This window comes from Phytomonospora endophytica, assembly GCF_014202425.1.
Taxonomy (GTDB): domain Bacteria; phylum Actinomycetota; class Actinomycetes; order Mycobacteriales; family Micromonosporaceae; genus Phytomonospora; species Phytomonospora endophytica.
In genome coordinates, this window is sequence record NZ_JACHGT010000027.1 from 32,269 (window position 1) to 54,348 (window position 22,080).

Annotated in this window: 20 protein-coding genes; 11 read left to right on the top strand and 9 right to left on the bottom strand. The window is 71.3% G+C overall.

Annotated elements, in window-relative coordinates:
- Positions 1-59: 59 nt before the first annotated feature.
- The 4 genes from purS (at position 60) to HNR73_RS38275 (ending at position 3,838) form a co-directional block, all read left to right on the top strand.
- Positions 60-350, top strand: coding sequence for a phosphoribosylformylglycinamidine synthase subunit PurS (gene purS / locus HNR73_RS38260; protein ID WP_184792985.1), 291 nt, complete (start codon positions 60-62; stop codon positions 348-350).
- Positions 347-1,051 carry a phosphoribosylformylglycinamidine synthase subunit PurQ gene (gene purQ, locus HNR73_RS38265; RefSeq protein ID WP_184792986.1) on the top strand — a complete coding sequence of 235 codons (705 nt, stop codon included), beginning with the start codon at positions 347-349 and terminating at the stop codon, positions 1,049-1,051. Before purS ends, purQ begins: the two co-directional genes overlap by 4 nt.
- Complete coding sequence (gene purL, locus HNR73_RS38270; RefSeq protein WP_184792987.1) at positions 1,048-3,360, top strand: phosphoribosylformylglycinamidine synthase subunit PurL; 2,313 nt, start codon at positions 1,048-1,050, stop codon at positions 3,358-3,360. Before purQ ends, purL begins: the two co-directional genes overlap by 4 nt.
- Before the next feature lie 64 nt (positions 3,361-3,424).
- Entirely contained in the window at positions 3,425-3,838 is a 414-nt protein-coding gene (locus tag HNR73_RS38275) for a hypothetical protein (RefSeq protein WP_184792988.1), read from the top strand.
- Positions 3,839-3,849: 11 nt separating this feature from the next.
- Here HNR73_RS38275 and HNR73_RS38280 read toward each other — a convergent pair whose 3' ends face one another.
- Positions 3,850-4,188, bottom strand: coding sequence for a hypothetical protein (locus HNR73_RS38280; protein ID WP_184792989.1), 339 nt, complete (start codon positions 4,186-4,188; stop codon positions 3,850-3,852).
- An 83-nt stretch (positions 4,189-4,271) separates the two neighbouring features.
- On the opposite strand from HNR73_RS38280, the gene HNR73_RS38285 reads away from it, so the two are divergent.
- Positions 4,272-4,766 (top strand): hypothetical protein, encoded by a 495-nt coding sequence (locus HNR73_RS38285; protein ID WP_184792990.1) that lies wholly within the window; start codon positions 4,272-4,274, stop codon positions 4,764-4,766.
- Positions 4,767-4,778: 12 nt separating this feature from the next.
- On the opposite strand, the gene HNR73_RS38290 is transcribed toward HNR73_RS38285, so the two are convergent.
- Positions 4,779-5,204, bottom strand: coding sequence for a DUF6228 family protein (locus HNR73_RS38290; RefSeq protein ID WP_184792991.1), 426 nt, complete (start codon positions 5,202-5,204; stop codon positions 4,779-4,781).
- Between the two features lie 83 nt (positions 5,205-5,287).
- Between HNR73_RS38290 and HNR73_RS38295 the strand changes: the two genes are divergently transcribed.
- A complete protein-coding gene (locus tag HNR73_RS38295) occupies positions 5,288-5,479 on the top strand; it encodes a hypothetical protein (RefSeq protein WP_184792992.1) in 192 nt (63 codons plus the stop codon).
- A gap of 170 nt (positions 5,480-5,649) precedes the next feature.
- Complete coding sequence (locus HNR73_RS38300) at positions 5,650-6,126, top strand: aminoacyl-tRNA deacylase (protein WP_203686961.1); 477 nt, start codon at positions 5,650-5,652, stop codon at positions 6,124-6,126.
- On the opposite strand, the gene HNR73_RS38305 is transcribed toward HNR73_RS38300, so the two are convergent.
- From HNR73_RS38305 to HNR73_RS38315, 3 genes are read right to left on the bottom strand one after another with little or no spacing between them, the layout of a single operon-like run.
- On the bottom strand, positions 6,093-6,440 hold the full coding sequence (locus HNR73_RS38305; protein ID WP_184792993.1) for a hypothetical protein: 348 nt from the start codon (positions 6,438-6,440) through the stop codon (positions 6,093-6,095). The two genes, HNR73_RS38300 and HNR73_RS38305, sit on opposite strands and share 34 nt — an antisense overlap.
- Positions 6,440-6,739 carry a winged helix-turn-helix domain-containing protein gene (locus HNR73_RS38310; protein WP_184792994.1) on the bottom strand — a complete coding sequence of 100 codons (300 nt, stop codon included), beginning with the start codon at positions 6,737-6,739 and terminating at the stop codon, positions 6,440-6,442. The genes HNR73_RS38305 and HNR73_RS38310 overlap by 1 nt, the downstream gene beginning before the upstream one ends.
- Positions 6,736-7,251, bottom strand: a complete 516-nt coding sequence (locus HNR73_RS38315; RefSeq protein WP_184792995.1) for a hypothetical protein — start codon at positions 7,249-7,251, stop codon at positions 6,736-6,738. The genes HNR73_RS38310 and HNR73_RS38315 overlap by 4 nt, the downstream gene beginning before the upstream one ends.
- A gap of 89 nt (positions 7,252-7,340) precedes the next feature.
- Here HNR73_RS38315 and HNR73_RS39305 point away from each other — a divergent pair, with 89 nt between their 5' ends.
- Together HNR73_RS39305 and HNR73_RS38320 are read left to right on the top strand one after the other, a co-directional pair.
- Positions 7,341-8,039: a hydantoinase/oxoprolinase N-terminal domain-containing protein gene (locus tag HNR73_RS39305; RefSeq protein ID WP_203686959.1), complete on the top strand. Its 699-nt coding sequence runs from the start codon at positions 7,341-7,343 to the stop codon at positions 8,037-8,039.
- Positions 8,039-10,942, top strand: coding sequence for a hydantoinase B/oxoprolinase family protein (locus HNR73_RS38320; protein WP_239122388.1), 2,904 nt, complete (start codon positions 8,039-8,041; stop codon positions 10,940-10,942). Before HNR73_RS39305 ends, HNR73_RS38320 begins: the two co-directional genes overlap by 1 nt.
- 75 nt (positions 10,943-11,017) lie before the next feature.
- Here the strand turns inward: HNR73_RS38320 and HNR73_RS38325 are convergent, their stop codons facing one another.
- Together HNR73_RS38325 and HNR73_RS38330 are read right to left on the bottom strand one after the other, a co-directional pair.
- Positions 11,018-14,338, bottom strand: a complete 3,321-nt coding sequence (locus tag HNR73_RS38325; protein ID WP_184792996.1) for a S8 family peptidase — start codon at positions 14,336-14,338, stop codon at positions 11,018-11,020.
- Positions 14,339-14,463: 125 nt separating this feature from the next.
- Positions 14,464-15,420, bottom strand: a complete 957-nt coding sequence (locus HNR73_RS38330; protein ID WP_184792997.1) for a helix-turn-helix transcriptional regulator — start codon at positions 15,418-15,420, stop codon at positions 14,464-14,466.
- Positions 15,421-15,482: 62 nt separating this feature from the next.
- Here HNR73_RS38330 and HNR73_RS38335 point away from each other — a divergent pair, with 62 nt between their 5' ends.
- Together HNR73_RS38335 and HNR73_RS38340 are read left to right on the top strand one after the other, a co-directional pair.
- Entirely contained in the window at positions 15,483-16,643 is a 1,161-nt protein-coding gene (locus HNR73_RS38335; protein WP_184792998.1) for an epoxide hydrolase family protein, read from the top strand.
- Between the two features lie 32 nt (positions 16,644-16,675).
- The gene (locus HNR73_RS38340) at positions 16,676-16,939 is read left to right on the top strand and encodes a DUF2630 family protein (protein WP_184792999.1); all 264 of its coding nucleotides are present in this window, start codon (positions 16,676-16,678) and stop codon (positions 16,937-16,939) included.
- Between the two features lie 422 nt (positions 16,940-17,361).
- Here HNR73_RS38340 and HNR73_RS38345 read toward each other — a convergent pair whose 3' ends face one another.
- The gene (locus HNR73_RS38345) at positions 17,362-19,152 is read right to left on the bottom strand and encodes an ABC transporter ATP-binding protein (protein WP_184793000.1); all 1,791 of its coding nucleotides are present in this window, start codon (positions 19,150-19,152) and stop codon (positions 17,362-17,364) included.
- A gap of 154 nt (positions 19,153-19,306) precedes the next feature.
- Complete coding sequence (locus tag HNR73_RS38350; RefSeq protein ID WP_184793001.1) at positions 19,307-22,054, bottom strand: AfsR/SARP family transcriptional regulator; 2,748 nt, start codon at positions 22,052-22,054, stop codon at positions 19,307-19,309.
- Positions 22,055-22,080 lie beyond the last annotated feature (26 nt).

Sequence of the window (22,080 nt, forward strand, 5' to 3'; positions counted from 1 at the left end):
ACAAGGGCCGCATATTCTCTTGTGCGGGGCCTACAACTCTTACCGACAGGAGCACTTCCGTGGCGCGCGTCCTCGTCGACGTCATGCTCAAGCCGGAGATCCTCGACCCGCAGGGTGAGGCGGTGGCGAACGCGCTGCCGCGCCTGGGAGTCAACGGCATCACCTCGGTGCGCATCGGCAAGCGCATCGAACTCGAATTCGAGGGGGAACCGGACCTCGACCAGGCGCGCGCCGTCGCCGACGCGCTGCTGGCCAACCCGGTCATCGAGACCTTCACCATTCACCTCGAAGAGGTTGTCGCCGCCGACACCGCGGAGGCCGCGGAGACCGGCGAGGAGAACGCGGCGTGACCGCCCGCATCGGAGTCGTGACGTTCCCCGGCTCCCTCGACGACCGCGACGCCCAGCGCGCGATCAGGCTCGCGGGGGCGCAGCCGGTCGCGCTGTGGCACGGCGAGACCGCCCTGCGCGGCGTCGACGCGGTGATCCTGCCCGGCGGCTTCTCCTATGGCGATTACCTGCGCGGCGGCGCCATCGCCCGCTTCGCGCCCGTCATGGAGACGCTCGTCGACGCGGCGAAAGGCGGGCTGCCCGTCCTCGGCATCTGCAACGGCTTCCAGATCCTCTGCGAGTCGCACCTGCTGCCCGGGGCACTGACCCGCAACGCGCACCTCCACTTCCGCCGCCGCTCGCAGCGCCTGCGCGTGGAGAACACGACGTCGGCGTTCACCGGCCACTTCGACGCCGGCCAGGAGATCGTCATCCCCGTCAAGAACGGGGAGGGCCGCTTCGTCGCCGACGAGCGCACCCTCGACGAACTCGAAGGAGAAGGGCGCGTCGTGGTCCGCTACGTGGACGGCAACCCGTCCGGGGCCATGCGCGACATCGCGGGGATCAGCAACGCGGCCGGCAACGTCGTCGGCATGATGCCGCACCCCGAACACGCCGTCGAGGCGCTGACCGGCCCGTCGGTCGACGGCCTCGGGCTGTTCACCTCAGTGATCGCCCACCTCGGACGGACCGCGGTAGGAGCGGGGAGCTCACAAACATGACCGGCACACACGAAGCCGATCGCACGGAGAACACCTTCGACGAGCTGGACACCGTCGACGTCGCCTCAAAGACGCCGGACGAGCCCCAGCCCTACGCCGAACTCGGACTCCGCGACGACGAGTACGCCAAGATCCGCGACATCCTCGGACGCCGGCCCACCGGCTCCGAACTGGCGATGTACTCGATCATGTGGTCGGAACACTGCTCGTACAAGTCGAGCAAGGTACACCTGAAGAAATTCAGCGAGAAGAACCCGCGCACCGACCGGATGCTCGCCGGGATCGGCGAGAACGCCGGCGTCGTCCAGATCACCGACGACCTGGCCGTGACGTTCAAGGTGGAGAGCCACAACCACCCCAGCTACGTCGAGCCGCACCAGGGCGCGGCGACGGGCGTCGGCGGCATCGTCCGCGACATCCTCGCCATGGGCGCCCGGCCCGTCGCGGTGATGGACGCCCTGCGCTTCGGCGACGCCGAGCACCCCGACACCAAGCGCGTGCTGCCCGGTGTCGTCTCCGGCATCTCCTTCTACGGCAACTGCCTCGGGCTGCCCAACATCGGCGGCGAGGTCGTCTTCGACCCGTCGTACCAGGGAAACCCCCTGGTCAACGCGTTGAGCGTGGGCGTCCTGCCGGTTTCCCGCCTGCAGAACAAGAACGCCTCCGGCCTCGGCAACGTCGTCGTCCTGCTCGGTCAGAAAACCGGCAAGGACGGCATCGGCGGCGTGTCGGTGCTGGCGTCGGCGACCTTCGAGGACGGCGACACCGACAACCGGCCCAGCGTCCAGGTCGGCGACCCCTTCGTGGAGAAGCTGCTCATCGAGTCCTGCCTGGAGATGTACGACGCCGAACTCGTCGTCGGCATCCAGGACCTCGGCGGCGCCGGACTGACCTGCGCGCTGTCGGAGACCGCCGCCGCGGCGGGCATGGGCATGTACGTCGACCTCGACCGCGTGCCGTTGCGCGAGGCGTCGATGGAGGCGCACGAGGTCCTCGCCAGCGAGTCGCAGGAGCGCATGCTGCTGATCGTCTCGCCGGAGAAGGTCGACGACGTGCTCGCCGTCGCCGCGAAGTGGGGCGTTCTCGCCACCGCGATCGGGCAGGTCACCGACACCGGGCGCCTGATCATCAACTGGCACGGCCAGACCGTCGTCGACTGCCCTCCCGGCAGCCTCGCCGACGACGGCCCGGTCTACAACCGGCCGATGAAGGAACCGAACGACCGGGCCCTCATCGCCGCCGACCGCGCCGAGACGCTGCCGCGCCCGTCGACCGACGACGAGCTGCGCGCGACCGTCCTGCGCATGGCCGGGTCGCCGAACCTCGCCGACAAGACGTGGATCACCGAGCAGTACGACAACATGGTCGGCGGCAACACCGCGCTGTCCATGCCCGACGACGCGGGCGTGCTGCGGCTCGACAACTCCGGGACCGTCGGGTCCGGGCCGATCGGCATCGCCCTGTCGACCGACGGGAACGGGCGTTTCGCGCGCCTCGACCCGTACACGGGCGCGCAGCTGGCGCTGGCCGAGGCGTACCGGAACGTCGCCGTCACCGGCGCCACGCCGATCGCGGCCTCCGACTGCCTGAACTTCGGCAGCCCCGAGGACCCGCACGTGATGTGGCAGTTCGCGCAGGCCGTCGAGGGCCTCGCCGAGGGCTGCGCGCAGCTGAACATCCCCATCACCGGCGGGAACGTGTCCTTCTACAACCAGACGGGCATGACCGCGATCCACCCGACGCCGATCGTGGCCGTCCTGGGGGTCATGGACGACGTGCGCCGGCGCGTGCCGATGGGCTTCACGAACGACGGCGACGTCATCGTGCTGCTCGGGGAGACCTACGCCGAGCTGTCCGGTTCGGAGTGGGCGTGGTCGCAGCACGGTCACCTCGGCGGGATCCCGCCGGCGGTCGACCTCGCGGGCGAGCAGGCGCTGGCCGCGGTCATGAAGCGAGCGGCCGAGGTCGAGCACGTCTCGGCGGCGCACGACCTGTCCGACGGCGGCCTCGCGCAGGCCCTCGTCGAGTCGGTGCTGCGGCACAAGGTCGGCGCGCGCATCAAGCTGCCCGACCACGCCGACCCCTTCGTGTGGCTGTTCGCCGAGTCGACCGCGCGGGCGCTGGTGTGCATCCCGCGCGGGCACGAGAAGGCCTTCGGGGCACTGTGCGAGGAGCACGACGTGCCGTGGACGCCGCTGGGGATCGTGGACTCGTCCGCGGGCGGCATCGAGGTCGTCGACCACTTCGCGATCTCGACGGGCGAGCTGGCGGAGGCGTCGGAGGGGACGCTGCCGGGGTTGTTCGGGTAGAGGTTTCGGAATGTGAGGGGCCGTCCTTGGGGGCGGCCCTTTTCGTGTCCTACGCTTGCCGGTCATGGACGAGCTGTGCGTCTTCGATGTGGGCGGGGTCAAGGCGACACTTCGGGAGCTGCGGCTCTCCGACGACCGTGAGGGAATGCTCGAAGGAACGCCGCTGCTGCATCGCAAGATGCGGCTCATGCAACTCGAACCCCGGCGGGCCGCGAACCAGGGTCTCCACATCGACGGCCTGGACGCGATCCGCGCCGACGTTGAGGCGCGAACCGAGACCTGGCTGCCGCGGATGCGCGCCGAGGCGCGCCTCACCCGTTTCGAGACCCGCCCCGACTCACCCGGGCTCGGCCGGGCCGTGCTGTCGGTCCTCTGGTTCCAGTCACCCGGCGACGACGCCTTCACCCGGCTGGCCGCCATCGTGGCGCCGCTGGATTGGACGGCGCTGTCGCTTTTCGAGCCCGACGACGGGGATTGAGTCGTCCGCGGTCAGCAGATGTTCTCCTTCGCCGACGCCAGGATCAGCTCACGGTCGGCGGGCTCGATGTCGGTGAACAGTTCCTCGACGTCGTCGAGTTGGGCGTCCTCGTCGGCGCCGTCGGCGATGCGCAGGCACAGCTCCTGGGCAGCGGGGATCGCGTCCTCGTCGGCCGCCAGTGAGGCGTCGACGGCGGCGAGGTCGAGGAGGAAGGCGGCGGCCATGGGCGCCGGTTCGCCGCCGCCCGCGCCCTCCGGGTCGGGGACGGGCGTGCGGTCGCCGGTGACGGCGCAGGCGGACAGGGTCGCGGCGGCGGCGAGGGTGGCGGCCGCCATGCGCAGGGATCGCATGGGTCCTCCCGGGGGCGGGGTTCGGGTTGGGTACCCGGGAGGGGTGGGGGTTACGCATCGCTCCGCCGCGAGAGGATGCGGACGTGAGCCACTGGAGCGTCGAGATGGCCGGGGTGGAGCCGCGCGTGGCGGCGCTGGAACCCGGGATCCGCCCGAGGACGGCGTACCGCGCGGTCGCGTGGGCGGTACGGAACCCGGACGCGCCGATCGAGGACTCCGAGGCCGCGTCGTTCATCGCCGAGGCCCTGGACCGGATCGAGTCGGCGGTGCGAAGCGGCGCGACCGTCGCCGCCGGCGCCGACGAGATGAGCGAGCGGTACTGGTCGTGGTTCGACGAGGCGTGGGAGCCCGGTGTGGCACAGCTGTGCTCGGCGGCCCTGCTCTGCTTCGCCGCCCGGCTGGAACTGTCGGCGGCGACCGTCATGGAGGCACTGCTCGACTGCTATGAAGGCGTGCTGCTCCGGGCGACGGACGAGCCGATCACGCCGGAGGTCGAGCGGTCGACTCCACAGGCGGTCGAGGCGCTGGGGTACCAGCGGGAGCTGATCGAGCTGGCCTCGGCGGGGCGGGGGTTCTGACGGCGGTGGCCGTCAGTCGGCCCGCTCCACCGCGCGAACGTCGGCCGCCAGCCGCCGCATGTCCTCGCCCGCGTCGACGATGGTGGTGACGGTGAGCTCCCAGCCCGGATCGAGCCGCCCGTCGGTCACCGTCCAGCGCAGGTGGACGTGCCCGAGCCCGTCGTGGGTCGCGGTGACGTGCAGGGCGGTGTCCGGTGAGCGCCAAGTGCGTTCACCCGGCCAGCCGCGGAAGTCCAGGGCGAGCGACCCGAGGAAGCGGCCCGGGCTGTCGGGTGTCCAGAACCCGGCGGAGGCCTCGAAGGTCCCCTGCGGCCCCTCGGCTCGGAGTACATACCGCCACGGCGCATACGGGTGGTCCGGATCACGCGCGGGAACGACGCGCACGAGATGGAGGCCGACGTGGCCGACCGGGTCGCCGAGGCGGAGGGGTTTGTCCACAGGCGGAGGCTAACGGGCTCGGCGGGCCCTCGTCGCCCGAGTTCCCTTGGCGCCCAGCGCTCACATGGCCGATCGAGGATCCCGTGGCGACGGCGTTCCTCGCCGACGTTCTGCAGCGGATCGACTCGGCGCTCCGGCGAGGTGAGGCCGTCGCGGCCGGGGCCGACGAGATGCGCGAGCGGTACCGGGCGTGGTTCGAGGAGGCGTGGGAGCCCGGCGCGACGCAGCTGTGCTTGGCCGCGCTGCCCGACTGCTACGAAGGCGTCCTGCTGTGAGCGACGGACGAGGCGGTCACGCCCGAGGTAGAACGGGCGACACCTCAGGCGGTCGCCGCGCTTGCGCACCAGACGAAGCTGATCGCGTCGGCATCGGCGGAGCAGGGGTCCTCCGACCGTGGTGACCCGTTCCCCTGGCGGCTAATACCCCCATGCGGTATACATGCCCCATGACAACCGAGCACCCGCCCGCCATCGCCGCCATGCTCGCCGACGCCGAAGCGCACGGTGTCGCCGTCGAGGTGCGTCCCCGGCCCGTCGCGAACTCGCTGCCCGAGGCCGCCGCGATCCTCGGCGTCACGCCGGCCGACATCGCCAAGACGCTCGTCGTCCGGCGCGGCGACGGCGACTACCTCTTCGCCGTCGTGCCGGGTGACCGGGCGATCGCGTGGCCGAAGTTGCGGGCGGCGGTCGGTGTCAAACGCCTGTCGCTGCCAAATGCCGATGATGCGCTGGCGGCCACCGGGTACGAGCGCGGCACCATCACCCCGATCGGCGCCTCACGCGCCTGGCCGCTCTACGTCGACGCGAGCCTCACCGGCGCCCGCGTCGCCATGGGCGCCGGTGCGCACGGGTTCAGCGCCTTCGTGGACATCGACGAGCTCGTCGCCGGTTACGGCGCCTCGCTCGCCGACATCTCCGACTGACCGCCCCGCCGCCGCACCGCCACGATCCCCAGGGCCACGCCCGCGACCAGGCACCCGCCCACGACGGGGTTCACCCACGCCTCCACGAGCTCGCCGCCGTCGCATGCCTCGGCACCCAACGGCAGCCACCGCCGCGAACACGCGCCCGTCCCCTGCGCGAGTCCGGCACCGTAGGCGACGCCGCCGACGGCGAGCATCGCCCCGGCGCCGCGCGCCCACAGCCGCGCGAAACGGCGGTGCAGCACGTCGGTGATCGCCCCCATCACCATCGTCGCCAGGACCACGGCGGCGGCGAGCGCTACGGCGACGGCCACTAGAGCAGGTCCCCGACGATGGCCCGCAACGCCGCGACGTGCCGCTCCAGCGCGGTCTTCCCGTCGGCGGTGAGCTGCATCGACGTGCGCGGCTTCTTCCCGACGAAGTCCTTGCGTACTGATACGTACCCGGCTTCTTCGAGGGTCGTGATCTGCTTCGACAGCGCCGAGTCCGACAACCCGACCTGGTCGCGGACGAACTTGAACTCGGCCCATTCCAGCGGTGCAAGCAGCGACACGATCGCCAGCCGCGTCGGTGCGTGGATGAGGGCGTCGAAGCCGTCGCTCGGGGTGGTCATCGCGCGGGCACCGTGTCGACGCGGCGGTGCGCCCGCCTGCGCATGAGGTTCTGGATCGGCTTGCCCGCGGCCCCGACCGTCAGTGCCACGGCGACGAGCATGACGCCGAGGGCGTAGTCCCAGTCGCCGATCGCGGCGTAGGCGGCGAAGTAGAGGACGAGGGCGCCGACGGCCGCGACGAGCAGGGTGATGAGCAGGCCGCGCCGGTTGTTGGTGAAGTCGCCGCCGGGCGGGACGGCGTCGCGGCGCTGGACGAAGCGGGCGGACACGGCCGCGAGAAGGGTGGTGCTGATGAGGACGCCGCCGATCAGGATCGCGAAGGAGGCGGGCTCGCCCCACGCGCGCTCGACCCAGTCCTTGGTGAGGTAGAGCGATCCGGAGAACAGGGTGAAGCCGCCGATCATGGCGAAGTACCAGGCGGGCGTGGAGTAGGCGGCGTCGACGGCGGTGTGCTTCTGGCGGGTGACGGCGGCGAGGGCTTCGCGCGCCTCTTCGGGGGTGGGGGAAGTCATGCGGCAACACTAGCAAGTACTTTCCCTGTCGGCAAGTGCCTCCCCAAGGGAAAGCACTTGCCGTCGTCGATCTGCGGCAGGATGGGCACATGAGCTGGGAGTTCTGGATCGACCGCGGCGGTACCTTCACCGACATCGTCGCCAGACGGCCCGACGGGACGGTCGTGACGCACAAGCTGCTGTCGGCCGACCCGGCCCGCTACGACGACGCCGTGGTCGCCGGAATCCGCGCGCTGATGGGGATCGCGCACAGCGAGCCCGTCCCCGCCGGGGACATCGCGGCGGTGAAGATGGGCACGACCGTGGCGACGAACGCGCTGCTGACCCGCACGGGCGAACCGACCGCGCTGGTCATCACGCGCGGGTTCGCCGACGCGCCGAGGATCGCCTACCAGAACCGGCCCGACATCTTCGCGCGCGAGATCGTGCTGCCGGAGCCGCCGCACTCGGCGGTCATCGAGGCCGACGAACGGACCGGCCCCGACGGCCGGGTGATCCGCCCACTAGACGCCGGGAAGCTGTCGGCGGACCTGGACGCCCTGCGTGCCAAAGGGTTCAACGCCGTCGCGATCGTCTTCGCGCACGCCGACCGTCATCCCGCGCAGGAGGCCGCCGCCGCGGAACTGGCCCGCGCCAAGGGCTTCGCGCAGGTGTCGGTCTCGCACGAGGTGAGCCCGTTGATGAAGCTGGTCGGCCGGGCCGACACCACCGTCGCCGACGCCTACCTCTCACCGGTGCTGCGACGCCACATCGACCGCCTGGCGACGGAACTGCCGGCGTGCGGCTGATGTTCATGCGCTCGCACGGCGGCCTGACCGACGCCGCCCACTTCGGCGGCAAGGACGCGATGCTGTCGGGTCCGGCGGGCGGGATCGTGGCGATGGCCGCGACGGCGAAGGCGGCGGGCTTCGAGCGCGTCATCGGCTTCGACATGGGCGGCACGTCCACCGACATCTCCCACCACAGTGGACGGCTTGAGCGCGTCTCGGACACCGAGATCGGCGGGATCCGGGTGCGGGCACCGATGCTGGCGATCCACACGATCGCCGCGGGCGGCGGATCGGTACTGCGCTTCGAGAGCGGGCGTTACCGCGTCGGACCCGACTCGGCCGGCGCCGACCCCGGCCCGGCCGCCTACGGGCGCGGCGGTCCCCTCACCGTCACCGATGCCAACGTCCTGCTCGGCCGTGTCCAGCCCGGCCACTTTCCGCGTGTCTTCGGCGAATCGGGCACCGAGGCGCTCGACGTCGACGCGGTACGGGCCGCGTTCGCCGAGCTGGCCGCGAAGATCGGCGACGGACGCACGCCCGAGCAGGTCGCCGAAGGCTTCCTGGAGGTCGCGGTCGGGAACATGGCCGCCGCCGTCAAACGGATCTCGGTCCGGCGCGGGCACGACGTCACCGAGTACGCGCTGGTCACCTTCGGCGGAGCGGGCGGCCAGCACGCGTGCCGGGTCGCCGACGCGCTCGGCATGCGCGCGGTGCTGATCCACCCCTACGCGGGTGTGCTCTCGGCCTACGGCATGGGTTTGGCCGACACGACCGCGCTGCGGGAACGCTCGGTCGAACTGCCCTTGACGGCGGCGACGATGTCCACGGTGGAGGCCGTGCTCGGCGAGCTTGAGGCGGAGGCCCGCGGTGAGTTGCGCGACGAGGGAGTCTCCGGTGACACGGTCGTCGTCGCGCGCCGGCTCCGCCTGCGCTACGAGGGAACCGACACGATCGTCACCGTCGACCACGACACCGACGTCGCCCGCATCGAAGCCGCCTTCGCCGAGCTGTACCGGCGGCGCTTCTCCTTCCTGATGCCCGGCCGAGGACTGCTCGTCGAAGCCGCCGAGGTCGAGGCCCGCGCGCCCTCCGGCGAGGCCCCCGCCCCGGCGGCCGGCGGCGGCGAAACCGTTGCCGCCGAGCAGATCGCGATGTTCACGGGTGGCGAATGGAGGCGGGTGCCGTTGCACGTCCGCGACCGGCTGCGGCCGGGACACCGCGTCAAGGGCCCGGCGGTCATCGCCGAGGCCAACGCGACGACGGTGATCGAACCCGGCTGGTCGGGCGAGCTCACCGAGACCGGCGATCTCCTCCTCACCCGGGTCGGTGGGCGGGAGCGCGTGTCGGTCGGCACGGAGGCCGATCCGGTGCTGCTGGAGGTCTTCAACAACCTGTTCATGTCGGTCGCCGAACAGATGGGCGTGCGCCTCCAGGCGACGGCGAACTCGGTGAACATCAAGGAACGGCTCGACTTCTCGTGCGCGCTCTTCGACGCCGAGGGGAACCTGATCGCCAACGCGCCCCACATCCCGGTGCATCTGGGCTCGATGGGCGAGAGCATCAAGGCCGTCATCGCGGCCAACCCCGACATGCGCGACGGAGACGTGTACGTCCTCAACAATCCCTACCGGGGCGGGACGCACCTGCCCGACATCACCGTGGTCTCCCCGGTGTTCGGCCACAGTGGACCGTTGTTCTACGTCGCCTCGCGCGGGCATCACGCCGAGATCGGCGGCACGACACCGGGTTCGATGCCGCCCGACTCCGCGCACATCGACGAGGAGGGCGTCCTCATCGACAACCTGCTGCTCGTCCGGGACGGCGACCTGCGCGAAGCCGAGGTCGTGCGGGTCCTGACCGGCGCGCGGTACCCGTCGCGCGGGCCGGACAACAACATCGCCGACCTGCGCGCGCAGATCGCCGCCAACGCCAAGGGCATCGAGGAGTTGCGCGCCCTCGTCGAGCACTTCGGGCTCGACGTCGTGCGTGCCTACATGGACCACGTCCGTGCCAACGCCGAAGAGGCCGTGCGCGAGGTGATCTCGGTACTGCACGACGGTTCCCACACCTACGAGATGGACAACGGCGCGGTCATCGAGGTCGCCGTGACCGTCGACCGCGAGAACCGTTGCGCGCACGTCGACTTCACCGGTACGTCGGCGGCGGTGCCGGGCAACTTCAACGCGCCCTCGTCGGTGGCGATGGCCGCCGTCCTCTACGTGTTCCGGACCCTCATCGATGCCGAGATCCCGCTGAACGCGGGGTGCCTGGCCCCGATCACCGTGACCATTCCGCCGGGATGCCTGCTGTCACCGGTGTTCCCCTCGGCGGTCGTGGCGGGCAATGTCGAGACCTCGCAGGCGATCACCGGCGCCCTGTACGCCGCGCTGGGGGTCATGGCCGAAGGCTCGGGGACGATGAACAACGTGACCTTCGGCGACGAGAACTTCTCCTACTACGAGACCGTCGCCGGCGGATCGGGTGCGGGACCGGGCTTCGCCGGCACCGACGTGGTCCAGGTGCACATGACGAATTCGCGGTTGACCGACACCGAGGTGCTGGAGTGGCACTCCGACCGCCAAGGCTGCCCGGTTCTGGTGGAGTCCTTCGCGATCCGCCACGGTAGCGGCGGTGCGGGCCGCTGGCCCGGCGGCAGCGGCGCCGTCCGGCGCCTGCGCTTCGAGGCGGACGCGACCGTCGGCCTGCTCAGCGGCCGACGCCTGCGCGGCCCGTACGGCATGGCCGGCGGCCAGGACGGATCGCCGGGACGCCAATGGATCGAGCGCGCCGACGGCACGCGAGCCGAGTTCGGCGGCTGCGACCGCGCGACGGTCGGCCCCGGCGACGTGTTCGTGCTGGAAACACCGGGTGGCGGAGGTTACGGCGACCTCGATTTGTCCACAGAGGACGGTGGAGCTTAGACTTACCCGTCCTCGCAGGGACACCACGACGGCCGGGGGCGAACCTCCCGGCCGTCGCGGTGAATGGTCGGCGCCTCAGCTCAGACCATAGGACCTGATGGTCGTGGTCTTGACGCTGTTGCCCGCGTTATCGGCCGCGGTGAGCCGCACCGACACGTAGTCCGCGTCGGCGGGCGGCTTCAGCAGCGCGATCGCGTCGTCCCCGAAACGGTTCACGGTGACCTTCTTCCAGGTCACGCCGTCGTCATAGGACACTTCGAAGGTCAGCCGCCTGGTGCCGCTGTCCTCCGATCCCGGCTGGCGGTAGGCGTTGAGGTGGACCGCCTGCCACTGACCGGCCGGTGCCGTGCCGTCCACGACCGTCGGCGAGGAGAGCCGGACGGCGTTGAGCGGCAGCCACGTCGGCTCCTCGGTGCGGCCCGAGGTGAACGTGAACTCGACGGACGTGCGGGTGGCGAGGTCGGTCCACGCTTGATCGCGGGCCGACGTGCACCGCAGTGTGTAGGTCTTCACCTCGGGGACCAGCTCGGGATGGATGCCACCGCAGGGATAGTTCGCCGAGGCGATCACCACGCCGTCGGTGAGGAGCTCGGTCCGGTCGGTTCCGGCCCGGCGGTTGAGGGTGTTGACGATGTCGGGGTTCGGTCCGGTCCGCAGCGCGACTTCGACGCTGAGGCGGTCCCCGTCACGCTGTACGCCACGGAGTTCGTCCTCGTCGCTGCCGTCGTCGCGGAAATGGCCGGTCAGGCCTACGGTGAGCGGCGCGCCGTTCCAGTGGACCGTGGACTTCGAGCCGCGTGCGGTGTCGAGGCGCTGGATGTACTCCAGGACGTTGAAGTGGTCGGCCGACATGATGTAGCCGTCCCCGTCCCACGACAGCCCCGGGGCCTTGGAGTAGTACTCGGTGCGGGAGAACGGGGTGGGAGCGCCGATCCAGCCGCCGGACCCCGCCCGGGCGAGCGGCCGGGCGCCTTCCCAGGCGGCGAACTCGGAGTGTCCGATCTCGCTTCCGGCCGGCCCCTGCGAGTGGTAGCGGGCGGGCTCGACGCTGAGATCGGCCGGGCCGACGACGTAGGCCGGATCGGCCGGCAGCGTGCCGGTCTCGTGGAACGACAACATGTAGAGGTAGGGGGCGGCGGCGCCGTCCGGGCTGACCAGGTCGGCGTTGACGATGAGGTGGAACTGCGTGCTGAGCGGCGCGCTCGGTCCGATGTAGACGGTGTTGCCGCGCCCGTAGACGAAACCGGCCTCGGCCCGCTCCTCGCCGGACCAGGAGGTCATGCTGACGCTGATCTGGTCGAGGACCGCCTCGTCTCGGTCGATGTCGATGTCCAGCGGGGTGGCGTCGGCCGCGTCGAGGGTGAGCGAGGTCGATCCTGCGCCGACGGTGGTCTCGTGGGTGAAGATCGCCGTCCAGGTCGGCGACTCCTCCTCGCCGACCTGTTCGCTGAGTTCGGAGAGGAACTGCCAGCGGCCCGGAGGTAGCCGGAAGGTCGGGTCGTTCTCGCGGGAGTAGCGCCAGTCGGTCTCGCCGGTGTCGAGGTTGAAGAGGGCGACCGAGAGGAAGCCGCTCTCGGCGTCCCCGCGCGGGGTGATGTCGAACGTGACGTCGTACATCGGGCTCTCGACGAACGCGCCGACCGGCGTGCGGACGGCGGTGTCGCCGCCGGTCGCGGTGAGTACGCCGCCGAAGGTTCCGGTGACGGTGTTGACGGCCGGGTCGACGGTGACGGTCACGTCGGCGGATCCGCCCGCGGGCACGACGACCCGCGGTGTGTCCACTGTGAACAGTCCGGTGGGTGCGGGGACGTCGTCGAGGTTCGTCGCGCTCAGCGCCAGATCGAGGGGCACGTCTGTGGTGGAGGTGTTGGTGTAGGTGACGGTCTTGGTGACCGGCACGCCGTCCTGCGGGTACAGGAACCGCCCGAAGCTGAGACTGCCGACGTCCGCCGTGATCGGCTGGGCGACCGCCCGCCCGGCGTCGAGCCGTCCGGCGCCCTGGTCGTAGACGCTCAGGCCGTCGAGGCCGTGACTCGCGCCCATCAGCGACGCCTTCAGCTGCGGCGCCTGCCAATCCGGGTGCGCCTGCTTGAGGAGCGCGACGGCTCCGGTGACGTGCGGTGCGGCCATGGAGGTGCCGTCGGCCGAGGTGTAGAAGGCGTCGACGGGTTCGCCCATCTCCGTTCCCGACGCGCGGGCGGCGACGATGGAGCTCCCCGGTGCCGAGATGTCGGGCTTGATCGCGAGGTCGCCGTAGCGTGGGCCGCGGCTGGTGAACTCGCTCATCTCGTCGGCCTTGGTGACGCTGCCGACGGCCAGGGCGGCGTCGGCGGCGGCAGGACTGCTGACGCACATGCCGCAGTAGTCGTTGCCGGAGGAGACGACGAACAGGGTTCCACTGGCGGCGCTGATCTCGTTGAGCGCCAGGGACATGGGGTCGGTGCCGTCGCTCTGGCCGCTACCGAGGGAGAGGTTAGCGGCGGCGGCCCCGTTGTCGGCGGCCCACTGCATTCCCTCGATGACATCGCTGTAGCGGCACCAGCCGTCGTCATCGCAGACCTTGCCGATGAGCAGATCGGCGCCGGGTGCCACACCCTTGTACCTGCCGTCGGAGGCGGCACCGGTACCGGCCACTGTGGACGCCACGTGCGTGCCATGCCCGTAGCCGTCGGCGATCGCGGTTTCGGTGAAGTCCTGCGCGGCGGTGACCCGGCCCTGCAGGTCGGGGTGGGCGGCGTCGTAACCGCCGTCGAGGACGGCGACCGTGACGCCCTCACCGGTGTATCCGGCGGCCCAGGCCTGGGGCGCGCCGACCTGCGGGACCGACTGGTCGAGCAGCAGCCTGGTCCGGGCGTCGAGCCAGATGCGGGTGTCCCCGGTCCTTCTGTCGCCGGGGGCGTCCTCGGCCACCGATTCCCACAGTGCCGCGGTCTCGGCCGGTCCGACCTCGACGGCTTCGGCGTCGAGGGCCGCGACGCGCTCGCCGGCGGCGGCGATTCCGAGGCCGTCGCCCGGGGTGCGGACGATGAGCGGAAGCGTGTCGGTGTCGGCGTATCCGTCCCTGACCAGCAGGGAGACGTTGAGCAGCTGCCGGTCGAGCGTTCCGTCGGCGAACATGCCCATGGCGTCGGTGGGGACGACGTGGGTGTCGCCGTCGAGTGCGACGGTGTCGAACCCGATGTGCTCGCGGCCCTTCCCCGGCAGGAAGGACAGGGCGCCGTCGGCGCCGACGAGCACGCTGTCGCCGGTGACGAGGCGGACCTGGTGGGGTCGGCCGTCGGTGGCGGTGACGGGTGGTGCGGACGGTTGCGGCGGTTCGGCGGAGGCCGTGCCCGTCGTCAGGACGGTGCCTCCGACGAGGAGGCTCACCGCCGCGGCGGTGAGCCTGGTCGTCATTGATCCGTTCACGAATCGGCCTTTCCCGTGCTGTCCGTGAAGACGGTCGTCCGTCCTCTTCGGACTAACGCCCGCACGGTGCTGGAAAGTTGATTCGCGAGCCCGGCCTTCTCAACGGACGCGGGTCAGGCGCCCGCCGCCTTCGTCAGCCGGGTCGCCAACTCCGCTAGCCGGTCCTTGAGCTCCTGCGGTTCGTGCACCTCGAAGTCCCAGCCGAAGCTCGCCAGGTAGTACGCCGAACCGTCCACATTGTCCGCTCGCGACTCCAGCTCGCAGGTCTCGTCGTCGATCGGCGTGACCGTCCCGTACCGCTCCGGGATCCGTTGCCGTGCGAGCTCCGCCGGGCAGTGCAGCGTCGCCCGCACCTTCGTCTGGTAGGCACCGATGGTGACCTTGCGGCCGATGTAGGCCGAGACGTCGGGGTCGGGCAGCTCGCGCGGCGTGAAGCGCGGCCCGGTCGGCGTCACTGGCGTGATCCGGTCGACGCGGAAGATTCGCCAGTCGGCCTTGTCGATGTCCCATGCGAGCAGGTACCAGCGCCGCCCGGCCCGCGCCAGCCGGTGCGGCTCGGTGATCCGGTACGACTCCGAGCCGCCGTGGGCGCGGTACTCGAAGCGCAGCCGGTCATGGTCGCGGCAGGCGTTGGCCAGCAGCGTCAGCACCGACGCGTCGACCGTCTCGCCGCCGAAGTTGATCCCGACGGTGTGCGAGCGGAACGCCCCGACCCGCTTGCGCAGTTTCGGCGGGAGGATCTGCTCCAGCTTGGCCAGCGCCCGCACGGAGGTCTCCTCCATGCCGCCGACACCGGCCGAGACGACCGCGCCGAGCCCGACCGCGATCGCCACGGCCTCCTCGTCGTCGAGGAGCAGCGGCGGCATCGACGCGCCCGCGCCGAGGCGGTAGCCGCCGGCCGTCCCGGTCGTCGCGTGCACCGGGTAGCCCAGCTCGCGCAGCTTGTCGACGTCGCGGCGGACCGTGCGGGTCGTGACCTCCAGGCGCCCGGCGAGTTCGTCGCCCGCCCAGTCGCGTCGCATCTCTAGCAGGGACAGGAGTTTGAGGAGTCGTGCCGATGTCTGCAACATACCTGGAATCTGCCTTCCCTTGAGGACAGGACCTGTCCGCAAGCGTCCTTAACCTTACTCACATGACGAACACCGAGATCCGCCGCTTCCACCTCGACGTCCCGCAGGCCCAGATCGACGACCTGCACGCGCGGCTCGCGAACACCCGCTGGCCCGAGGCCGCCCCCGGTGACGACTGGAGGTACGGCACCACCAACGGCTACCTCCGCGAGCTCGCGGAGTACTGGCGCACCTCCTACGACTGGCGCGCCGCCGAGGCCGAACTGAACACATACCCGCAGTATGTGACCGAGATCGACGGGCAGAACATCCACTTCCTGCACGTCCGCTCGCCCCGCGCCGACGCCACCCCGCTGCTCCTGGCGCACGGCTGGCCGGGCTCGATCGTCGAGTTCTTCGACACCGTCGGACCGCTCACCGAGCCCGAAGACGAAGGTGAACCCGCGTTCCACGTCGTCATCCCCTCGCTGCCCGGCTTCGGACTGTCCGGGCCGACGCGTGAGGCCGGCTGGAACAGCGACAGGGTCGCCGCGGCCTTCGTCGAGTTGATGGGCCGCCTCGGCTACGAGCGCTACGGCGTGCAGGGTGGTGACTGGGGCGCCTTCGTCGTCGTCGAGATGGGCAAGATCGCGTCCGACCGCGTCATCGGCGTGCACGTCAACGCCGCCACCTACGGGTTCATCCCCTTCGGCGAGGTGGGCGATGAGGAGCGGGCGAACCTGACCGACTTCGAGCGCGCCTCCCTCGACCGCCTCGCCCACTACCACGCCGAGGGCAACGGCTACTTCCAGATCATGGCCACCCGCCCGCAGACGGTCGCTTTCGGGCTGACCGACTCGCCCGTCGGTCTCCTCGGCTGGATCGTCGACAAGTTCCGCGAGTGGACCGGCCCGCGCGGCGGCGAAGGCCTGCCCGAGGACGCCGTGGCGCGCGACCGCATGCTCACCAACGTGATGCTGTACTGGCTGACCAACACCGCCGCGTCCTCGGCGCGCATGTATTACGAGGGCATGCACACCGAGTCGTGGGACTTCAAGCCCGGCGTCGCGCCGACCGGTGTCGCCGTGTTCGCGCAGGACGTCGCCGTCCGCCGCTACGCCGAAGGCGGGAACAACATCGTGCGCTGGACCGAGTTCGATCGTGGCGGGCACTTCGCCGCCATGGAGGTGCCCGGCCTGCTGGTCGGCGACGTCCGCGCGTTCTTCGCCGCGCTCGCCGCCTGACCGTTAGGTTCGAGGGCGAGGAGGTGCCGACGATGAATGCCGAGAGCGAAGCCGCCGCCGAGAAGCGGATCCTGCACCGCATCAGCGACATGGTCGCGACCGAGAAGCGCCTGCGCGCCCAGATCGCCGCCGGCCCGGACGGCGACGGCGCCCGCGCCGAGCTGCACGAGCTGGAAGTCGAACTCGACCGCTGCTGGGACCTGCTGCGGCAGCGCCGCGCGCTGACCGAAGTCGGAGAAGACCCGGCGACGGCGAAGGCACGCCCGGCGGGCGAGGTGGAGGGGTACCTGTCGTAGGGCGCGGACGCGTGTGGGAACGGCCGGTCGGGTTTTCGACCGGCCGTTTTCGTGTGTGCCGTCTTTGGGTGGGGGCGTTCTCTCGTCACGGCCTGCTCTGGCTCTGGCTTGTGGTCTCTGTAGGCCGAGGGGGCGTTTCACGTGAAACGGTGCAGGGTGAGGTGAGCGGGTTCGGGAGCGGGCTGCCGGGCGCACGTGGCGGTCGGCCGGAGTCGAACGCCGGTCCCGGCGCGGGCTCGAACGGATGTTTCACGTGAAACGGTGTGCAGTGGGCTCCCTCCCCCTCGTGGGTTCGCACAGCTGAAGCATCGCGGGTGAGGAATCGCGGCGGAACGGGTACTCGAACGGAAACCGGCCGGTCGGGTGAGTCGACCGGCCGGTTCTACGCACGCCAGAGCGGATGTTTCACGTGAAACGGGCGATCACTCCCCCAGGAACCCGCCTGACTGCCGCGCCCACAACGACGCGTACAACCCACCCCGCACCAGCAACTCATCGTGCGAGCCCTCCTCGGCGACCCGGCCGGCGTTCAGCACGACGATCCGGTCCATCCGCGCGATCGTGGACAGCCGGTGCGCGATCGCGATGACCGTCCGGCCCTCCATCACCTCGTCGAGGGTGTCCTGGATGGCGGCCTCGACCTCGGAGTCCAGCGCCGACGTCGCCTCGTCCAGCACCAGGATCGGCGCGTCCTTCCGGATCGCCCGCGCCAGCGCGATGCGCTGCCGCTGACCACCCGACAACACCGCGCCGCGCTCGCCGACGAGGGTGTCGTAACCGTCGGGGAGCGCGGTGATGAAACCGTGCGCGGAGGCCTTCTTCGCGGCCTCCTCCACGTCGGTCCCGTCGTGGGCGATGTTGGCGCGGACCGTGCGGGCCAGCAGCGTCGCCTCCTGCGGGACCATCGCGATGGCCCGCCGCAGGCTCTCCTGCGTCACCGACGTGACGTCGCGCCCGTCGATCTCGACACGACCGTCCTCGGCGTCGAAGAAGCGCAGGATCAGGTTCACCAGCGTCGACTTACCCGCCCCGGAACGGCCGACCAGGCCGACGCGCTCGCCGGGCCGGATCTCCAGGTCGACGCCGTCGAGCCCACCGGCGCCGCGCCCGTAGTGGTGGTGGACGCCCGACAGCCGGATGCGGCCCTCGGTCACCTGGAGGACGTCGGTGCCGTCGTCGGGCACGGCGAGCGGCTCGGCGGCGGTGTCGAGCGACTTCCGCAGCGAGCCGAGGGAACTGAACAGCGACGAGACGCCGTCCAGCAGCCACTCGGCCATCGAGCCGATGCGGAAACTCAAGGCCAGCGCCGAGGCGATGAGCCCGATCGGCGCGGCCTCCTGCGACCACAGCACGATGCCGTACCCGATCAGGGCGGTCATGAGGACGCCGTTGAGCAGCATCATGCCGGTGTTGACGGTGACCTCGACGCGCCCGACGTCCTGACGTGACCGCCGGGTGCGGTCCATGACGCGGCGGGCGAGGTCGTCCTCGGCCGCCCGGTCGGCGAACAGCGCGAGGGTGTCGGCGTTGCCGTAGGAGTCGACGAGCAGTCCGGTGAGCTCCGACTCGGCCTCCTGGCGGTGCTCGGAGGTGCGCCGGTAACGCGGGATCACGTGCGCGGCGAGCCCGGCGTACAGCAGGATCCACAGCGCCATCGGCAGCGCCATCCGGGCGTCGACCGAGGACATCACCCACACCGAGCCGATGATGTAGACGCCGACGTAGGCGAGGGTGTGGATCACGACGTACGCGGCCACCGAGGCGGACTGGCCGCCGCCTTCGACGAGGGAGGCGACGCGGCCGGAGAGGTTGCGGCGGAACCATCCCGCCGACTGGCGGGAGACGTGCCGGTGGGTGCGCCACAGCGCCAGCGCCTCGGCGTTGGAGCGGAAGGCGAGGTCGTCGAGCGCCTCGCTGAAGAAGTGCAGCAGCGGCCGGACGACGAGCAGCAGCCCCGCGACGGCGAGCAGCTCGGGCCCGTGCACGCGCCAGACGTCCGGCGGGGCGGTCGCGGTCAGCGAGTCGACGAGGCGCCCGGAGTAGCCGATCAGCCAGACCTCGACGGAGGCGCCGATGACGGTTGACACCAGACTCGCGGCCACGACGAGGCGCAGCGGACGGAACTCGCGCAGCAGGAAGGACCACGCCGTCCGCGGGAGTGCGGCGACACGGGAGGTGAACGGGTTGATGGGGTCTGTGAGGAAACGGAGCACGAAGGCCCTCCGACGAAATCGACGGTCAGAGCCCCGCGGGGTCGCGTGGGCTCAGGCTGGGGTCGTTCGTTCGGCGGACACGGCGGGTTGCCTCCTTCGGTGCGGTTCCCCGGGAGGTTAGCGGGAGCGGGGGACGGGGGTCACGTGGATTTCCTCAGTGGGCGGTCGTCCGCAGCTTCTCGCGGACGTCGGCGGCCCGCGCTTCACGCAGTTCCTCGAAGATCGCCAGTGCCTCGGCCCAGGACCGGCGGGCGGCGTCGGCGCGCCCGGCGTCGGCGTGGACGTCGCCGAGATGGTCGAGGACGCCGGCGGTGTTCCCACGGTCGCCGCGCCTGCGGCAGCCGGCGAGCGCCCGCTCGTAGTACGAGATCGCGGTGTCCGGTTCGCCCAGCCGGTGATGGGCGAGGCCGAGTGTGTCGAGGGCCCCGCCCGTGAGGTCGTCGGCGCCGATCTCCTCGAAGAGCGTGAGTGCCCGCACAGCGTGGTCGATCCCCGTCTCCAGGTCCCCTTCGAGTACCGAGAACCACCCGATCCCGGCCAGCGCCAGTGCCCTGCCCCGGGTCACGTCGGTTCGCTCGAAGGCCTCCAGCGAGGCTCGGCAGTGCCGAAGCGCCTCACTCGGACGACCCAGCCGGTCCAGGATGACGGTGTAGTTGCGGTGCAGGGTTCCGGTGGTCACGGGGTCCTTGTCGCCGCAGAGCGACAGGGCGGCGGCGATGTGCTCTTCGGCCGCGTCGTAGTCGTCTCGCCTGGCGTTGGCGATAGTGAGGGCGCGGTGGGCGTAGATCTCGGCCTCGGGATCGGCGTCTCGCCGAGCCGATTCGAGCGCCGTGTGCTGCATCGAGATCAGCTCGTCGAGGTGGCCGCGCAGTCCCTGGTACTCCGACTGGATCCAGGCGAGCCGCCGCGTGTGGAGGTCGAAGCCGTCGCTTCGGCACCGGCCGAAGGCGGCCCGCAGGTTCGTGCGCTCCCGGTCGAACCACTCCAGCGCCTCGTCCATCGTCGCCGGGGACTCGGCGGCGATCTCGGGCCCGGCGTCGGGCAGTGGAAGCCTCGGTGCTCCCGGCACCAGCAGTTCCCGCGCGCGGGCTCCCGTGTGCAGGTAGTGGTCGGCGACCCGGCGGGTCGCCGCGGTCCGCTCCTCGGCCGGGTCCTCGGCGTGGTTCCGCTCGGCGGCGTAGACGCGGAGCAGGTCGTGGAAGACGTGGCGGCCGGGCGCGCGTTCGGTGAGCAGGTGCACGCCGACCAGCTCGTCGAGCCGCCTTTTCGCCTCCTCCGGGGGAATCGCCGCGATGCTCGCGGCGACGGCGGTCCCGATCTCGGGGCCCGGGTGCAGGGAGAGGAGGCGGAACAGGCGGGCGGCCGGGGGACTGACGGCCCGGTAGGACCAGGAGAAGACCGCGCGGACGTCGGTTGCCGGATCGTCGTCGCCGAAGGCGGTCAGGTCGCCGCGCGTCCTTTCGAGTTCGGCGGCGAGCACCGACAGGGGGTATTCCGGTTGGAGGGCGGCGCGGGCGGCGGCGATCGCCAGCGCGAGCGGCAGCCGGGCGCAGGACTCGACGAGCGCCTCGGCGGCCTCGGGTTCGGCCGCGACGCGGTCGTCGCCGAGACGGCGGCGGAGGAACTCGTGTGCCTCGCCGGTGGTGAACAGGTCGAGGTCGAGCCGGTGCGCGTCGGCGAGCTCGGGCAACCGGCGGCGGCTGGTGACCAGCGTCAGGCAGCCGGGAGCGGCGGGCAGCAGCGGGCGGACCTGGTCGGCGTCGCGGGCGTTGTCGAGGAGGACGAACATCCGTCGGCCGGCCAGCATCGACCGGTACAGCGCGGCCCGCGCGTCCACGGCGGAAGGCTGCTTGTCCAGTGGCATCCCCAGTGCGGCGAGGAAGGCGCCGAGCGCGTCGACGGCGTCGACGGTGCCCGGTTCGGGACCGAACCCGCGCAGGTCGACGTACAGCTGGCCGTCGGGAAAGCGTTCGGCGGCCGTGTGCGCCCAGTGCACTGCCAGCGCCGTCTTGCCGACCCCGGCCGTGCCCGACACCGCCGAGACGACCGCGACCGGCGCGAGCGTCGCGTCGAGTTCGCGCAGCTCGGCGGCCCGTCCGCAGAAACCGGCGGGGGCCGCGGGCAGTTGTGCGGGCCGGGCACCGGACGAGGCGGGTCTCGCGGCCGGCGGGGGTGCCGATTCGTCGCGCAGGAGGGCGCGCAGCCGTTCGGAAGGGTCGATGCCGAACTCTTCGGCGAGTCGTTCGCGGAGGCGCTCGTAGGCGTCGATCGCCTCGGCCCTGCGGCCCTGGCGGTGCAGGCAGCGCATGAGCAGCTCCGTCAACCGCTGCCTGAGGGGGTGATCTCCGAGAAGCCGTGACAACTCGTCCACGACCGGGTCCAGCGGCCGGTCGAGTTCCAGGCGCAGTTCCGCGTGGTCCTCGTAGGCGGCTGTCCGCGCCTCCTCCAGAGGCGCCGCAAGGGATCGGAGCACCTGCCCGGCCGGCCCGCCGAGCACCTCGCCGCGCCAGAGCGCGAGCGCTTCGGCCAGCGCGGTCTCGGCCGCGTCGGGTCTCCCGGTGGCCCGCAGGTCGCGGGCGCGGGCGACGGCGTCCTGGAAATCGCGGCAGTCGATCCGGGCCGCCTCGGGACGCAGCCGGTATCCGCCGGCGACGGTCTCGATCAGGGTCCGCTCGGTGTCGCCGAGCCGTTCCCGGAGGCGCGGTACGGCGTTGCGGACCTGCCGCTCGGCCGTGGTGGGCGGAGCGCCGTCCCAGAGCGCGTCGACGAGCCGCGGGACCGGGCAGATCCGGCCCGCCTCAAGGAGGAGCGTCGCCAGCAGTCGCGTCAGGGCGCCGTCCGGGACGGGCACGACCCGCTCGCCGAGGCGGACCTCCAGGGGACCTAAAACAAAGAATTCCACGCTGTCCCCCTGACCGTCGCCGACGG

Excerpts from the sequence above, each read along its gene's own strand:
- HNR73_RS38275 (WP_184792988.1), top strand. The coding sequence starts at position 3,425 with ATGGACGAGCTGTGCGTCTTCGATGTGGGCGGGGTCAAGGCGACACTT.
- HNR73_RS38330 (WP_184792997.1), bottom strand. The coding sequence starts at position 15,420 with ATGTTGCAGACATCGGCACGACTCCTCAAACTCCTGTCCCTGCTAGAG.
- HNR73_RS38340 (WP_184792999.1), top strand. The coding sequence starts at position 16,676 with ATGAATGCCGAGAGCGAAGCCGCCGCCGAGAAGCGGATCCTGCACCGC.
- HNR73_RS38300 (WP_203686961.1), top strand. The coding sequence starts at position 5,650 with ATGACAACCGAGCACCCGCCCGCCATCGCCGCCATGCTCGCCGACGCC.
- HNR73_RS38325 (WP_184792996.1), bottom strand. The coding sequence starts at position 14,338 with ATGACGACCAGGCTCACCGCCGCGGCGGTGAGCCTCCTCGTCGGAGGC.
- HNR73_RS38280 (WP_184792989.1), bottom strand. The coding sequence starts at position 4,188 with ATGCGATCCCTGCGCATGGCGGCCGCCACCCTCGCCGCCGCCGCGACC.
- HNR73_RS38320 (WP_239122388.1), top strand. The coding sequence starts at position 8,039 with ATGTTCATGCGCTCGCACGGCGGCCTGACCGACGCCGCCCACTTCGGC.
- HNR73_RS38335 (WP_184792998.1), top strand. The coding sequence starts at position 15,483 with ATGACGAACACCGAGATCCGCCGCTTCCACCTCGACGTCCCGCAGGCC.
- HNR73_RS38315 (WP_184792995.1), bottom strand. The coding sequence starts at position 7,251 with ATGACTTCCCCCACCCCCGAAGAGGCGCGCGAAGCCCTCGCCGCCGTC.
- HNR73_RS38310 (WP_184792994.1), bottom strand. The coding sequence starts at position 6,739 with ATGACCACCCCGAGCGACGGCTTCGACGCCCTCATCCACGCACCGACG.
- HNR73_RS39305 (WP_203686959.1), top strand. The coding sequence starts at position 7,341 with ATGAGCTGGGAGTTCTGGATCGACCGCGGCGGTACCTTCACCGACATC.
- purL (WP_184792987.1), top strand. The coding sequence starts at position 1,048 with ATGACCGGCACACACGAAGCCGATCGCACGGAGAACACCTTCGACGAG.